Raw genomic sequence first — 13,564 nt, 5'->3', positions numbered from 1 at the left:
TCACCCCACGATGGACGGATGGACGGACGGACGCGGATGCCCAGGAATCTGGACACGGTGGACCGGGAGATCATCAGGCTGGTCTCCACCCAGGGGCGGATCAGCCACGAGGAGATCGCGCGGCGGGTGCACGTGTCCCGCCCCGCCGTACACGAGCGGGTCAAACGCCTGGAGAGCGAGGGTGTGATCCGCGGTTACCGGGCGGTGGTCGAGTGGTCGGCCGTCGATCTCGGGCTGTGCGCGTTCGTGTCCGTGCAGGCCGACCACGACCGGCTGGCGATGGTCATCGACCGGCTGTTCCAGATGTCCACCCCCGAGGCCGTGGTCGAGGAGTGCCACCGGGTGACCGGCCAGTGGTGCGCGCTGCTGAAGGTCAGGGCCGCGTCCTCGCTGGCCCTGCAGCAGTTGCTCGACCAGATCATGTCGATGAGCGGCGTCCGGCAGACGATCACCACCATCGTGCTGTCGTCGATCGAGGCCGCCCCCGGCGTACGGTGACCGACGATTCGTCGGCCGGGCGGCGCCACCGGGCCGCCGCCCCCGCGAGCCGCTGACGGAACGTCGCCAAGGAGCCGCGCGGCACCCGTACCGGCCCCTCTCCCGCCTAGAGTCCCTGCCGACCAAGCGAGGAGAGAGATGATGCTGCCCTGGTCCGCCGATCTCGCCGGGCGTTTCGAGCATGCCGTGATCGACAGCGAACTGCTGCGCGGCAACCCGCTCGGCGATCCGCACGAGCGGCCGCTGCTGGTGTACCTGCCGCCCGGGTACGACGAGGACCGGGCCCGCCGCTATCCGGTGATCTACGTGACGCCGGGCTACAGCGGCCATGGCGGGATGTGGTTCAACCGTACGCCGTTCCGCACCCCGCACCCGGAGCTGGTCGACGCGCTGTTCGCGCGCGGCGGGACGCCCCCCGCCATCGTCGTCTTCGCCGACGGGTGGACCGCGTACGGCGGCGGCCAGTTCCTCAACTCCCCCGCGACCGGCCGGTACCACTCCTACCTGTGCGACGAGATCGTGCCGTGGGTGGACGCCCGCTACCGCACCCTGGCCGATCGCGATCACCGGGCGCTGGCGGGCAAGAGCACCGGCGGCTACGTCGCGATGATCACACCGATGCTGCGCCCGGACCTGTTCGGCGCGCTCGCCACCCACGCGGGCGACGCGCTGTTCGACGTCGGCTACCGGCATGAGCTGACCTGGCGCGCCCGGCTGCTGCGCGACCGGTACGACGGATCCTACGAACGCTTCCTGGCCGACTTCCGCACCCGGATTCCCGGCACGAAACCGGGCGATCTCGAACTCATGGAGGTCTACGCCTACGCCTCGGCGTACTCCGCGGACGAGGACGGCACCGTGCGCGTCCCCTTCGACGACACCGGCGCGCTGGACCCGGAGGTCTGGGAGCGCTGGCTGGCCTGGGACCCGGTGGTGATGGCGGGCCGCCCGGTGTACGCGGAGGCGCTGCGCTCGCTGCGGGCGATCTGGATCGACGCGGGCGACAAGGACGAGTACTTCCTGGACTTCGGCGCCACCGCGTTCCGGCGGGCGCTCGCCACGGCGGGCGTACCGGACGAGCGCATCCATTTCGAGCTGTTCGACGGGGGCCACGGCGGCATCGAGTACCGCTACCCGCTCGCACTGGCCTGGCTCTGCGAGCGGATGGCGTAGCGGTGGCCCACCACGTTCCGGTCGCGGCGCACACGGAGGCGCGCCGCATCCCCGCGCACCGGCTCGGCGAGAAGGACATGCTGTGGGCCTGGCTGCGCTTCGCCAGGGCGACGGTCGAGGCGAAGGCGACCGGCCTCTCCGAAGCGCGGTTGCGGGCCAGGCTGGTGCCGTCGGCGACCACGGTGGGCGGCCTGCTGACCCACCTGGTCACCGTCGAGCACGACTGGTTCGGCGGCGTGCTGGGCGGCCGGGAGCATCCGGTGCCGTTCGGCCCTGACGACCCGGACGGCGACTGGCGGGTCGCGGACGACGACGACCTCGACGGCCTGCTCGCCCGCTACCGCGCCGCCTGCCGGGCGAGCGACGAGGTCGTCCAGGCCCTCGACCTGGACGACACCGGCGCGCAGACCACCGGGGACTACACGCTGCGCTGGGCGATGGTCCACGTGACGATGGACACCAGCCGGCACGCCGGGCAGGCGGACGTACTGCGCGAACTCCTGGACGGCGAGCGCGGCTGGTAGCGATCAGTACCGGTTGGTCCGGGCGTCCAGGGCGAGCCCGGCGTCGATCACCTTGGCCGCGACCTTGAGGCCCATCTGGTCCTTGACGATCCGTCCGAGCGAGGGCAGGCTCTTGCGGTCCGGCCAGGTGCCCGGCTCCCACAGCGCCGCCCGCAGGAACGCCTTGGCGCAGTGCATGTACAGCTCTTCGACGTCGATCAGGAGCGCCAGCCGCGGGCGCTTGCCGCGGACCGTCAGGGCGTCGAAGAACGGCGCGTCCGACACGATCGTGGCGCGCCCGTTCACCCGCAGCGTCTCGTTCATCCCCGGCACGATGAACAGCAGCCCGACCTGCGGGTTGTGCAGCACGTTGCGGAGGCCGTCCACCCGGTGGTTGCCGGGCCGGTCGGCGAGCACCAGGCGATGCTCGTCCAGCACGAGCACCGAACCCGCGGGGTCGCCCTTGGGCGAGACGTCACAGGTGCCGCCTGCGCCGGAGGTGGCCAGCAGCACGAGCGGCGAGTGCGCGATGAGGGTGCGCGCGTGCTCGTCGATCCGGGCGATGTCCTTGTCCCAGAGGGACTGCGGCGGCTCTTTCACGATCTTCCGAAGCTCGGCCTCGGTGGTGACCGTGCGGATCTCAGGGTCCATCCTCCCGAATATAAGGTAAGGCTAACCTCTGTGGAATACGTAACGAGGGAGACCCGCACGCTGCCCGTGGTCGCGGCCGGTCCGGCGGAGATGCCGCATCCCATCCTCGGCTGGGGCGAGACCTTCGACCACGACATCACCTGGACCGCGCACTCCCACCCGTGGCACGAACTCCTCTGGAACGAGCGCGGCGCGTCCACCGCCGTGGTCGGTTCGCGGGTCTGGACGGTCACGTCCGCGCTGGGCCTGTGGATGCCCGCGGGCACGCTGCACTCCGGCTCGGCGGTCGCGGGCACCCGGTGCCGGGCGGGCTTCTTCGGGTACGACACCACGACCTCGATCTCCGCCACGCCCGTCGGCGTGGAGATCACGCCGCTGCTGCGGCTGCTGCTGGAACGGCTCGCCGACGCCGAGCTTCCGGCCGCCTCGCGGGCGCTGACCGAGGCGATGGTGCTCGATGTGCTCACCCCCTCCCCGCGCGAGCTGCTGCTGCGGATGCCGACGTCCGGCCTGCTGCGCCCGATCGCCGAGACGGTCCGGGACGATCCGAGCGACCCTCGGACGCTCGCGGACTGGGCCGCCCGCCTGGGCGTGAGCGTCCGGACGATCAGCCGCGCCTTCAACGCCGAGACCGGCACGAGTTTCGCCCGCTGGGTGGCGGCGGCGCGGGCGCAGCACGCGGTCGGGCTGCTCGCCCAGGGCCGCGCGCTGGAGGCGGTGGCCGAGGAGGTCGGGTACCGCTCGGCGAGCGCGTTCGGCGCGGCCTTTCGGCGTACGACCGGACTGACCCCGGGGGCCTTCCGCACGCGTTGAAGCCCGGCCCTGGGGGCCTTTCGGACCCGCTGAAGCCCGGCCCTGGGGGCGTTCCGGACCCCCTGAAGCCCGGCCCCGATGTCCGGATCGCTACAACCCCTGTCCCAAACGGACGATTGTGACAAGCCGCCCACTTCTCCTAAGGTGCCAGCGAAGGCAAGCCTTACCTAACCTGGCTGGCCCGACATCGAAAGTGGAGTACGGATTGAAGCCTCGACACCGCCTGCGCGCCCTCGTGGCGACCGCCGCCGTCCTGCTGGGCATCGCGGGCTGCGGCGGCGCGCCGCAGCCGAACGCCGAGGCCGCGAAACCGGGCGCAAGCACCGGCAGCGCCTTCCCCATGACCATCGACCACGCGCTCGGACAGGCCACCATCCCCGCCAAGCCGGTACGCGTGGCCACCGTCAACTGGGCCAACCACGAGGTGCCGCTCGCCCTCGGCGTCGCCCCGGTCGGCATGGCCGCCGCGAACTTCGGCGACGATGACGGCGACGGCCTGCTGCCCTGGGTGGAAAAACGGCTGGAAGAGCTGAAGGCGCCCAAACCGGTGCTGTTCGACGAGACCGACGGCATCGACTTCGAGGCCGTCGCCGACACCAAGCCCGACGTCATCCTGGCCGCCTACTCGGGCCTGACCAAGCAGGACTACGACACCCTCAGCGACATCGCCCCCGTGGTCGCCTACCCCAAGGCCGCCTGGGCGACCCCCTGGCGCGAGATCATCCGCCTCAACGGCAAGGCCATCGGCCTGGCCGCGGAGAGCGAGAAGCTGATCGGCGGCATCGAGGGCGACATCGCCCGGGTCGCCGCGAAGTACCCTCAGCTCAAGGGCAAGTCGGTGATGTTCATGACCCATGTGGACCCCAACGACGTGAGTGAGATCGGCTTCTACACCACGCACGACACCCGCACGCTGTTCTTCGAGGACCTGGGCATGACGACCCCCGGCAGCATCGCCGAGGCGTCCAAGGGCACCGAGAAGTTCGCGCTGACCCGCAGCGCGGAGCAGATCGACGTGTTCGACGACGTGGACATCATCACCGGGTACGGCGACGCGAAGGGTGAACTGCTCGGCAAGCTGCGCGGCGACCCGCTGCTGTCGAAGATCCCGGCGATCAAGCGCGGCTCGGTGTACCTGCTGGACGGCACCAAGCCGCTCGGCACCGCCGCGAACCCGACGCCGCTGTCGATCTCCTGGGTGCTCGACGACTACGCCAAGGCGCTGGCCGAGGCCGCGGACAAGGTCAAGTGACGGCGGTCGGCACAGACCACCTGCCGGACGCCGCGCGGTCGCGGCGTCCGGCGCGTGTGCGGCTGCTGTGGTCGGTGGCGGTGCTCGCGGCACTGGCCGTGATCATGGTGGCCTCGGTCGCGCTGGGCTCGCGCGGCACCACCTGGTCCGACGTACTGGCCGCGCTCGGCGGCGCGGACGGCTCGCTGGAACAGGCCGCGGTCACCAAGCGCATTCCGCGCACGCTGCTCGCCGTGCTCATCGGCGCGGCGCTCGGCCTGGCCGGGGGCGTGATGCAGGGCGTGACCCGCAACCCGCTGGCCGACCCCGGGATCCTGGGCGTCAACATGGGCGCGTCGCTCGCCGTCGCCACCGCCGTGGCGTTCTTCGGGCTGACCTCGCCGACCGGGTACGTCTGGGTGGCGATGACCGGAGCCGGGGCCGCCGCCGTGTTCGTCTACACCGTCGGGTCCCTCGGGCGCGGCGGCGCGACCCCGCTCAAGCTGGCGCTGGCCGGGGCCGCCACCTCGGCGGCCTTCGCGTCGCTGGTCAGCGCCGTGGTACTGCCCCGCAACGACATCGCGGGCGGCTTCCGGCTCTGGCAGATCGGCGGGGTCGGCGGCGCGTCGTACGAGCGCATCGGGCACGTCCTGCCGTTCCTGGCGGTCGGCTTCGCGATCTGCCTGCTGTCGGCGCGGGCGCTGAACTCGCTGGCGCTGGGCGATGAGGTCGCGGCCGGGCTGGGCGAACGCGTCGCCGTCATCCGGGCCACGGCCGCCCTCGGGGCCGTGGTGCTGTGCGGCGCCGCGACGGCCGCCGCCGGGCCGATCGCCTTCGTCGGGCTCATCGTCCCGCACGCGTGCCGGCTGCTGGTCGGCGTGGACCACCGCTGGCTGCTGCCGTTCTCCGCGCTCATCGGGGCCGGGCTGCTCACCGCCGCCGACGTCGTCGGGCGCATGGTGGCCCGCCCGGCCGACGTCGAGGTCGGCATCGTGACGGCGCTGATCGGCGCCCCGTTCTTCATCTACATCGTCCGCCGCCAGAAGGTGCGTGACCTGTGAGCGCGACCGTACTGGAGTCGGTGGTCCGGGGACGGCGACGGCGTGCCGCGCACCGCCGCCTGGTCGTCGCCACGCTCGCGGTACTCGTCGCCGCCGCCTTCGCGCTGACCCTGATGGCCGGGCAGACGTTCTACCCGCCCGGCGACGTGATCGGTGTCATCCTCGGCGAGCGGGTGCCGGGCGCGACCTTCACGGTCGGGCGGCTCCGGCTGCCGCGCGCGGTGCTGGCGGTGGTCGCGGGCTTCGGGTTCGGCATGGCGGGCGTCACCTTCCAGACGATGCTCCGCAACCCGCTGGCCAGCCCGGACATCATCGGCATCAGCTCGGGCGCGAGCGCCGCGGCGGCCATCGCGATCGTGTCGCTGTCCCTGGGCGGGGCCGAGGTATCCGTCCTGGCCATCGCATGCGCGCTGGCGGTGGCGCTGCTGGTGTACGTCCTGGCGTTCCGGGACGGCGTCGCCGGGACCCGGCTGATCCTGATCGGCATCGGGATCGCCGCGATCATGGACAGCGTCACCGCGTACGTGCTGTCCCGGGCCGCCGAATGGGACCTCCAGGAGGCCACCCGCTGGCTGACCGGCAGCCTGAACGGCACGACCTGGGCGGAGGTGCTGCCCGCCGTCATCGCCACCGCCGTACTCGCGCCGGTGCTGCTGGCCCGGGGACGCGACCTGACCGCGCTGCGGCTCGGCGACGACACCGCCTCGGCCCTCGGGGTGCGCGTCGAACGCACCCGGATCGTGGTGATCGTCGCCGCCGTCGGCCTGATCGCGTTCGCCACGGCGGCCAGTGGGCCGATCGCGTTCGTGGCGTTCCTTTCCGGGCCCATCGCGGCCCGGCTGACCGGCGTGGGCGGCTCGCCGCTCGTACCGTCCGGGCTGGTCGGCGCGCTGCTGGTGCTGGTGGCCGACTTCGCCGGGCAGTTCGCGTTCGACACCCGCTTCCCGGTCGGCGTCGTCACCGGCGTGCTCGGCGCGCCGTACCTCGTCTACCTGATCGTCCGCACCCACCGTGCCGGAGGCTCGCCATGACCACGTCCCACTCCCTGACCGCCGAGGGCCTGGCGCTCGGCTATGCCGACCGGGTCGTCATCGACTCCCTCGACCTGGTCGTGCCGCCCGGCCGGATCACGGTCATCGTCGGCGCGAACGCCTGCGGCAAGTCGACGCTGCTGCGCTCGCTGTCCCGGCTGCTCACGCCGCGCGCGGGCCGCGTCGTACTGGACGGCAAGGAGGTGCACCGTACCCCCGCCAGGCAACTGGCCAGGACGCTCGGCCTGCTGCCGCAGTCGCCGGTCGCGCCGGAGGGCATCACCGTGCTCGACCTGGTCGGCCGGGGCCGCCACCCGCACCAGGGGATGTTCTCCCGCTGGACCGAGCGGGACGACCGGGCGGTGGCCGCCGCCCTGACCGCCACGCAGACCGCCGACCTCGCCGACCGGGCGGTGGACGAGTTGTCCGGCGGCCAGCGTCAGCGGGTCTGGATCGCCATGGCGCTGGCCCAGCAGACCGACCTGTTGCTGCTGGACGAGCCGACCACCTTCCTGGACGCCTGCCACCAGGTCGAGGTACTGGACCTGCTCACCGACCTGAACCACACCCGCGGCACCACCATCGTGATGGTCCTGCACGACCTCAACCTCGCCGCCCGCTACGCCGACCACCTCATCGCCCTGGCCTCGGGCAGGCTGCACTCCTGCGGCACACCCGCCGACGTGCTCACCGAGGAGTGTGTCCGCACGGTCTTCGGCCTGGACAGCCGCATCATCGACGACCCCGTCTCCGGCCGCCCCCTCATGCTCCCCATCGGCCGCCACAACGTGCTGGCCCGAACGGCCCCGGCGGTCAGCGGAGGCGCCTGATGTCGCCGTAGGCGCGGTAGAAGCCGCCGCGGCCGGCCGAGCGCACGCCGTCTACGAGGTAGCGGGCGCCGGCCTCGCGGACGTCCTTGGGGAACTGCACGTTCCAGGTCTCGTAGCCGGGGCTGACCACGCGGACGCGCAGCCGCTCGCCCTCCCGTACGCACTCCACCACCACGCCGTCGCCGGTGTCGCCGGGCTCGTCCACCACCTCCAGCACGGTGGACGGCTCGACCACCTGCAAAGTGGCCGCGGCCTTGACGTCCACCGGCTGCGGAACGGTGCCCTGCTCGGCCGCGGCGATGGCCGCCTCACTGGCGTCGATGCAGGCCAGCGAGCCGTCGGTGGTGACGATGTAGAGGCGGTCGTCCAGGAACTGCATGGAGAAGGCCGAGCCGCAGCCGGTGCCGAGCTTCCACAACCGCTTGCCCGCCGCGGTGAAGCAGTAGACCGAGGACTGGTTGTCGCCCGCGAAGACGTACCGCCCGCCGGGCGAGGTGGCGCAGGAGTAGACCGGACCGTCGCAGCGGTAGACCGCCTCCACCCGGCCGTCGCCCTTGGCCAGCCGGTGGACGGTACGCCGGGTCGTGCCCGCGTACACCGAATCCGACTCCTGCCAGCCGAACAGCACGCCGTCGGCCTGGGTGTTCTCCCATACGAGCGTGCCGTCCGCGGTGTCGTAGCGGGCGACGCCGCCGGAGTGGCCGTGGTAGACGGCGTCCTGGTCGCAGCGGACCATCCAGCCCGACGAGCCCGACCCCGTGCGGGCCCACTGGAACTCGTCCTCGTAGTCGATCGCGGTGATCCGCCCGTCCTGGTCGGAGACGCCGAGCACGCCGTCGTGGATGTCCAGCCAGTAGATGTCCACGTCGGCGGAGATCTCGTAGGCGGACCTCGGCACCTTGCCGCTCAGGTCGTAGACCCGGCCGTCGTCGCATCCGGCGTAGATCCAGAAGTCGTCGGCGACGATGCACTTGACGCCGTCGGGCAGCCGGAACCGGCCGGTCACGTCGCCTTGGTGGGTGAGGGTGTAGACGTCGCCGCGCTGGTTGCCGACCCAGCAGCGCTCGTCGTCGACGAAGATGCCGAACGCGGCGTCGCCGCTGCGGAAGCGCCACAGGACGGGGGCCTGCCGGGCGGTGGAGCGGGTGCTGGCGATGGCCCGGCGGGTGACGGCCCGGCGCACCCGCATCCCGCGCACGGCCGCGGCGTAGCCCTTGCGGGTCTTCTCGGCGATCTTCTTGGCCGCCGCGGCCTCGGCCTTGGCCTGCGTGGGGAAGGAGGTGACCTTGGTCTGCCCGACCTCACCGATCCGCCCGTAGCTGATCGTGACCTGGGTGCCCGCCACGGTCACCTCGTAGAACTTGTGCGCCCCGCCGCCGTCCTCGGACAACTCAAGGTAGGTCATGTCCGCGCTTCTCCAGATTCGCCGCGCTTGATCGATTGCTCCGGAGCGTAGAGGACCGCGGCGACAGAATCGGGTCGTTTCCGGGAGGGGTGGGGGTGCGCGCCAACCGTCCGAAATGTATGGTGCTTTTTGATAGATGTACCTCGCTGATGGGGGTGACGGCCGCGCCATGACGCTTTCGCCGTGGAGTTGCCCGTTCGTGTACGCCGTCGGGATCAACACGCCCCCGGACGAGCCGCCCCACGAGATGGCCGCCTTCAACGATTTCTACGACGCCCACCTCGGCGATGTCATGGCCAGGAACCCCGGGTTCGTGTGCGCCGAGCGGTACGAGCTGGCGCAGGTCGATCCGCCGCCGGGGCCGTGGCCGCGCTGGCTGGCCGTGTACGGCCTGGACGGCGAGGAGGCCGCGCGGCGGTTCACCGAGCGGATCACCGGGCCGAAGGAGGAGCGGCCGGTGTACCCGCCGGGGCCGTCGCCGTGGCGGCGGATGGAGCCGGTGTGGCGGCTGATCTGGCAGCGCACGGCCTGGACCGGCCGGGACGTCTCCGCCGGGCGGGTGGCGCTGATCGGCATCGACCCGGCGGCGGAGTCGGGCGAGCAGGAGATCGCGGACTTCGACGACTTCTACACCCGCGTCCACCTGCCGGAGATCATCGCGGCGTTCGGCTACGACCGGGGCTCGCGGTTCGAGCGGTGGCGGGAGTTCCGGCACCCGGAGCCGGGCTGCCCGGCGTACCTGGCCCTGTACGAGGCCGAGGCCGCGCCGCCGGTGCCCGCGCCGGGCACGGTCTCGCTGACGCCCGGCCCGCCCGCGTGGGAGGGCCGGACCGTCAGCTGGCGCGTCAAGTACGACCGGATCACGAAGTAGGGGAGCACACGTGCGGTTTCGGACATCGGCCACCATCGAGGTCGGACGGATGCGGATCTCGCAGGTCAGCGATGGTGTGGTGGAGGCACCGCGGCGTACGTGGTTCAACGGCGTGCCGCCCGAGGAGTGGATGCCCGCCACCGGCGTCAACGACCCGGACCACCCGTTCCGGGTGAACTTCGGCGCGTTCCTGGTGACCGGCGACGGATCGGTGACGCTCGTGGACGCCGGGTGGGGACACCGCGCGCACGAGGTGGCCGGGCTCGCGGCCGCGGGCGGGATGCTGGACCGGCTCGCCGACCTGGGCGTGCGGCCCGGCGACGTGGACCGGATCGTCCAGACCCACCTGCACGCCGACCACTGCGGCTGGCTGATCAAGGACGACGCGGGCACGCCCACCTTCCCCCGCGCCGAGGTCCACGTGCACGAGCGCGAGATCGCCTACTGGACCGGCGAGGAGGTCGCCGCGATCCCGGCGAACCACTCGATGGTCCCGGCGGTGCGCAAGCGGATCGAGGCCGTGGCGGAGGCGGGCCTGCTGCGCACGTTCGGCGGCGAGCTGCCGCTGTCGGACGCGGTCACCGTGCTGCCCGCGCACGGCCACACGCCCGGACACGTCGTCGTGCTGGTCGCGGACGGCGACGCGGCGGCGGTCATCGTCGGCGACCTCGCCCACCACCCGGCCCACCTGGAGCACCCCGGCTGGCTGCCGGTGATCGACTACGACCCGCCCCGGTCCGTGGAGAGCCGCGAAATGGTCGCCGCCCTGGCGGCCGAGCGGAACGCGGCGCTGCTCGCGCCGCACTTCCCGATCCTGACCGTGGTCGGGGTCTCCCGCCAGGCCGATGGCGGGGTGCGGGCGACCGTGCGCCGCGACGAGGACCAGGCGGGTTAGCGCGATGGGAGCCGACGAGGTGCGCATCGAGCCGGTGCCGGTGGAGGACTACCACCGGCTGGAACGCGAGCTGTTCGGCGACGCCGCCCGCGCGGGCACGGCGGGCGTGTCGCGCATGTGGGCGCACAACCCGGGCCTGATGAAGGCGCAGCGCCCGTTGCAGGAGTACCTGCTGGGGGATTCCACGCTGCCGCCCAGGGAGCGCGAGCTGGCGATCCTGCGGGTGACGTGGCTGTGCGGCTCTGAATACGCCTTCGGCCAGCACACGCTGTTCGGCGAGCGGGCCGGGCTGTCGGCGGAGGAGATCCGCCGCGTCACCGAGGGCCCGGACGCCCCCGGCTGGACGCCGTTCGAGGCCGCGCTGCTGCGCGCGGCGGACGAGCTGCGCGCCGACGCGCGCGTATCCGGCCCGACCTGGGCCGTCCTGGCGGAAACCTACGACACCGCGCAGCTCATCGACCTGATCGCGGTGATCGGCCGGTACTGGACGGTCGCCGTCACGCTCAACTCGGCCGGGGTGCCGCTGGACCCGGACCGCCCCGGTTTCCCGGAGCGGCCCGCGTCCTGAAGCGGTCGCAAAGGGTCAGCGGCGGGCCTTGGCCAGCTCCTCGACCGGGGTCCCGTAGATCTGGCCGCCGAGGGACTGCCCGCCGTCGGCGGTCAGCACCGTGCCCGTCACGTACGACGTGCGGTCGCTGAGCAGCAGCGCGGTCAGCCCGGCGACCTCCGTGGTGCTGGCGAAGCGCCGCATCGGCACCGAGGACAGCACCCGCTCGCGTTCCTCCGGCGAGGCCCACAGCGCCGCGCCCGCCCCGTCGGTCTCGGTGGGGCCGGGCGCGATGCAGTTCAGCCGGATGCCGTACCTGGCCCACTCGACCGCCAGCGTCTTGGTCATCGAGACGACCCCGGCCTTGGCGGCGGCGCTGTGCACGGTGCCGGGGTGGCCGGTCCAGGCGTAGGTGGCCACCACGTTGACGACCGCGCCCGGCCGTCCGTCCCTGATCAGCCGCCTGGCCACGGCCGACGTGCAGTTGAAGGCGCCGTTCAGCACGATGTCCACCACCGCCCGCCAGCCGTTGGCGGACAGGTTCTCTGCGGGGGCGACGAAGTTGCCCGCGGCATTGTTGACCAGGCCGTCCACCCGGCCGAACCGGGCCTCGGCGGCCTCCACCGCCGCCTCGACGGCCGCGGGGTCGCGTACGTCGGCCGGGTGCGCCAGCGCCGCTCCGCCCGCGCTCTCGACCTTGGCGACCAGCTCGTCCAGCGGCTCTTTACGCCTGCCGAGCACTGTGACCGACGCGCCCAGCTCGGCCAGCCGGAGCGCGACGGCCGCGCCGATGCCGGTTCCGCCGCCGGTGACCAGATAGGCGCGGCCTGTCAAAGATTCCAACGTTGCTCCCCGGTAGTGGTTGTGAATGAGGCGATCAGGTGGCGGCGAACGTCTGGAACCGCTTCAGCACCTCGTTGCGGTTCTTGCTCCACCAGTCGGCGCCGTACAGGAACTGCATCTCGGCGTTGGCCGGGTGGGAGGGCAGGGTGCTCGCCCACTCCTTGTCCATGAGTTCCAGGGCCTTGGAGTTGGCCGGTCCGTTGTTGTACTTGCTCCACACGGCGGCCTGGACCTCCGGCCGGACCGAGTACTCGATGAGCTTGAACGCGGCCTCCTTGTTGCGCGCGCCCTTCGGCACCGACCACGCGCCGAGCTGGAGCATGCCGCCGTTCCAGGTGAAGTCCAGCGGCGCGCCCTGCTTCTTCAGCGCGTCCAGCCGGCCCGCGAAGATGCTGGAGGCGGAGACCTGCCCGCTGACCAGCATCTGACCGGGCTGCGCACCGGAGGTCCACCACTGCGGCACGTTCGGCTTGAGCGCGCCGAGCTGGGCGAACGCCTTCTCGACGTCCACCGGGTACAGCTTGTCGGGCGCGACGCCCGCGCTGAGCAGGGCGAACTCCAGGTCCGGCGGCACGCCCTGGTCCGCTCCGCGCAGCGTGCGCTTGCCGGGGAACTTCTGGACGTCCCAGAAGTCGGCCCAGCCCTCGGGCTTGGCGCCCTTCATCGCCTCGGTGTTCCAGGCCATGACGATGGAGAACAGGTAGTACGTCAGCCAGTTCTTGTCCGCGTAGGACGGGTCGATGCCCGGGATGTTCAGCAGCCGGTCGGGCAGCGGCTCGAAGTAGTCGCGGCCGAGCGGCAGCACGATGGACGGGCCGCCGGCGATCAGGTCCCACTCGATGTTCCCGGTGTCCACCATGGCCTTGATCTTGGCCCCGGTGGGCGGCCCGGCGATGGCGACCTCGATCCCGGTCTCCTTGCTGAACGGGTCGAAGATGTACTTCTTCTCGGCGTCCTGGAGCGCGCCGCCCCAGTCGGCGACGACCAGCCGCCCGCCTCCGCCGCCCCCCGAACCGCCGGAGCCGGAACCGGAGCCGCCCGAGCCGCCGGAGCCGCAGGCGTTGAGCAGGGGGACGGCGGCGAGGCCCCCGGCCAGCAGGGCGCCGCGGCCGAGCAGGCCGCGCCGCGACAGGAGTTCCCGGCGGTGATCGTGGTGTGAGCTGGGCATGGCGAAACCGTCTTTCATGCAAGGGGGGAGAAGCGGCGGGCCGG

15 protein-coding genes are annotated in these 13,564 nt (G+C 72.2%); 11 read left to right on the top strand and 4 right to left on the bottom strand.

Going from position 1 to position 13,564, the window contains the following annotated elements; all coding sequences use genetic code 11:
• Window positions 1–18 precede the first annotated feature (18 nt).
• The 3 genes from DP939_RS31655 to DP939_RS31645 all read left to right on the top strand — a co-directional run bounded on the left by DP939_RS31655 (window position 19) and on the right by DP939_RS31645 (window position 2,195).
• Window positions 19–498, top strand: coding sequence for an Lrp/AsnC family transcriptional regulator (locus DP939_RS31655; RefSeq protein WP_113984502.1), 480 nt, complete (start codon window positions 19–21; stop codon window positions 496–498).
• Between the two features lie 138 nt (window positions 499–636).
• Window positions 637–1,671 (top strand): alpha/beta hydrolase-fold protein, encoded by a 1,035-nt coding sequence (locus tag DP939_RS31650; protein WP_225878620.1) that lies wholly within the window; start codon window positions 637–639, stop codon window positions 1,669–1,671.
• Window positions 1,672–1,673: 2 nt separating this feature from the next.
• Window positions 1,674–2,195, top strand: coding sequence for a DinB family protein (locus DP939_RS31645; protein ID WP_113984501.1), 522 nt, complete (start codon window positions 1,674–1,676; stop codon window positions 2,193–2,195).
• 3 nt (window positions 2,196–2,198) lie between these two features.
• Here DP939_RS31645 and DP939_RS31640 read toward each other — a convergent pair whose 3' ends face one another.
• On the bottom strand, window positions 2,199–2,825 hold the full coding sequence (locus DP939_RS31640) for an MSMEG_1061 family FMN-dependent PPOX-type flavoprotein (protein WP_113984500.1): 627 nt from the start codon (window positions 2,823–2,825) through the stop codon (window positions 2,199–2,201).
• 30 nt (window positions 2,826–2,855) lie between these two features.
• Here DP939_RS31640 and DP939_RS31635 point away from each other — a divergent pair, with 30 nt between their 5' ends.
• From DP939_RS31635 to DP939_RS31615, 5 genes are all read left to right on the top strand, one after another.
• A complete protein-coding gene (locus DP939_RS31635; RefSeq protein ID WP_225878619.1) occupies window positions 2,856–3,638 on the top strand; it encodes a helix-turn-helix transcriptional regulator in 783 nt (260 codons plus the stop codon).
• A 205-nt stretch (window positions 3,639–3,843) separates the two neighbouring features.
• Window positions 3,844–4,890, top strand: coding sequence for an iron-siderophore ABC transporter substrate-binding protein (locus tag DP939_RS31630; protein WP_113984566.1), 1,047 nt, complete (start codon window positions 3,844–3,846; stop codon window positions 4,888–4,890).
• On the top strand, window positions 4,887–5,930 hold the full coding sequence (locus DP939_RS31625; protein ID WP_113984499.1) for a FecCD family ABC transporter permease: 1,044 nt from the start codon (window positions 4,887–4,889) through the stop codon (window positions 5,928–5,930). The genes DP939_RS31630 and DP939_RS31625 overlap by 4 nt, the downstream gene beginning before the upstream one ends.
• Window positions 5,927–6,961: a FecCD family ABC transporter permease gene (locus DP939_RS31620; RefSeq protein WP_113984498.1), complete on the top strand. Its 1,035-nt coding sequence runs from the start codon at window positions 5,927–5,929 to the stop codon at window positions 6,959–6,961. Before DP939_RS31625 ends, DP939_RS31620 begins: the two co-directional genes overlap by 4 nt.
• Window positions 6,958–7,791, top strand: a complete 834-nt coding sequence (locus tag DP939_RS31615; RefSeq protein ID WP_113984497.1) for an ABC transporter ATP-binding protein — start codon at window positions 6,958–6,960, stop codon at window positions 7,789–7,791. The genes DP939_RS31620 and DP939_RS31615 overlap by 4 nt, the downstream gene beginning before the upstream one ends.
• On the opposite strand, the gene DP939_RS31610 is transcribed toward DP939_RS31615, so the two are convergent.
• Window positions 7,775–9,196 (bottom strand): WGR domain-containing protein, encoded by a 1,422-nt coding sequence (locus tag DP939_RS31610; RefSeq protein WP_113984496.1) that lies wholly within the window; start codon window positions 9,194–9,196, stop codon window positions 7,775–7,777. The genes DP939_RS31615 and DP939_RS31610 overlap by 17 nt on opposite strands.
• Before the next feature lie 169 nt (window positions 9,197–9,365).
• Between DP939_RS31610 and DP939_RS31605 the strand changes: the two genes are divergently transcribed.
• The 3 genes from DP939_RS31605 to DP939_RS31595 are packed head-to-tail and all read left to right on the top strand — an operon-like array spanning window position 9,366 to window position 11,530.
• The gene (locus DP939_RS31605; RefSeq protein WP_147268212.1) at window positions 9,366–10,067 is read left to right on the top strand and encodes a hypothetical protein; all 702 of its coding nucleotides are present in this window, start codon (window positions 9,366–9,368) and stop codon (window positions 10,065–10,067) included.
• A 10-nt stretch (window positions 10,068–10,077) separates the two neighbouring features.
• Window positions 10,078–10,962, top strand: a complete 885-nt coding sequence (locus DP939_RS31600) for an MBL fold metallo-hydrolase (protein WP_113984494.1) — start codon at window positions 10,078–10,080, stop codon at window positions 10,960–10,962.
• 4 nt (window positions 10,963–10,966) lie between these two features.
• Window positions 10,967–11,530: a carboxymuconolactone decarboxylase family protein gene (locus DP939_RS31595; protein ID WP_158578792.1), complete on the top strand. Its 564-nt coding sequence runs from the start codon at window positions 10,967–10,969 to the stop codon at window positions 11,528–11,530.
• A 15-nt stretch (window positions 11,531–11,545) separates the two neighbouring features.
• On the opposite strand, the gene DP939_RS31590 is transcribed toward DP939_RS31595, so the two are convergent.
• Together DP939_RS31590 and DP939_RS31585 are read right to left on the bottom strand one after the other, a co-directional pair.
• Window positions 11,546–12,352 (bottom strand): SDR family oxidoreductase, encoded by an 807-nt coding sequence (locus DP939_RS31590; RefSeq protein ID WP_199565543.1) that lies wholly within the window; start codon window positions 12,350–12,352, stop codon window positions 11,546–11,548.
• A 34-nt stretch (window positions 12,353–12,386) separates the two neighbouring features.
• A complete protein-coding gene (locus DP939_RS31585; RefSeq protein ID WP_158578790.1) occupies window positions 12,387–13,520 on the bottom strand; it encodes an ABC transporter substrate-binding protein in 1,134 nt (377 codons plus the stop codon).
• Between the last annotated feature and the right edge of the window lie 44 nt (window positions 13,521–13,564).

The sequence above is a fragment of the Spongiactinospora rosea genome (assembly GCF_003315795.1).
GTDB lineage: Bacteria > Actinomycetota > Actinomycetes > Streptosporangiales > Streptosporangiaceae > Spongiactinospora > Spongiactinospora rosea.
This window is presented reverse-complemented; position numbering and strand designations above follow the sequence as displayed.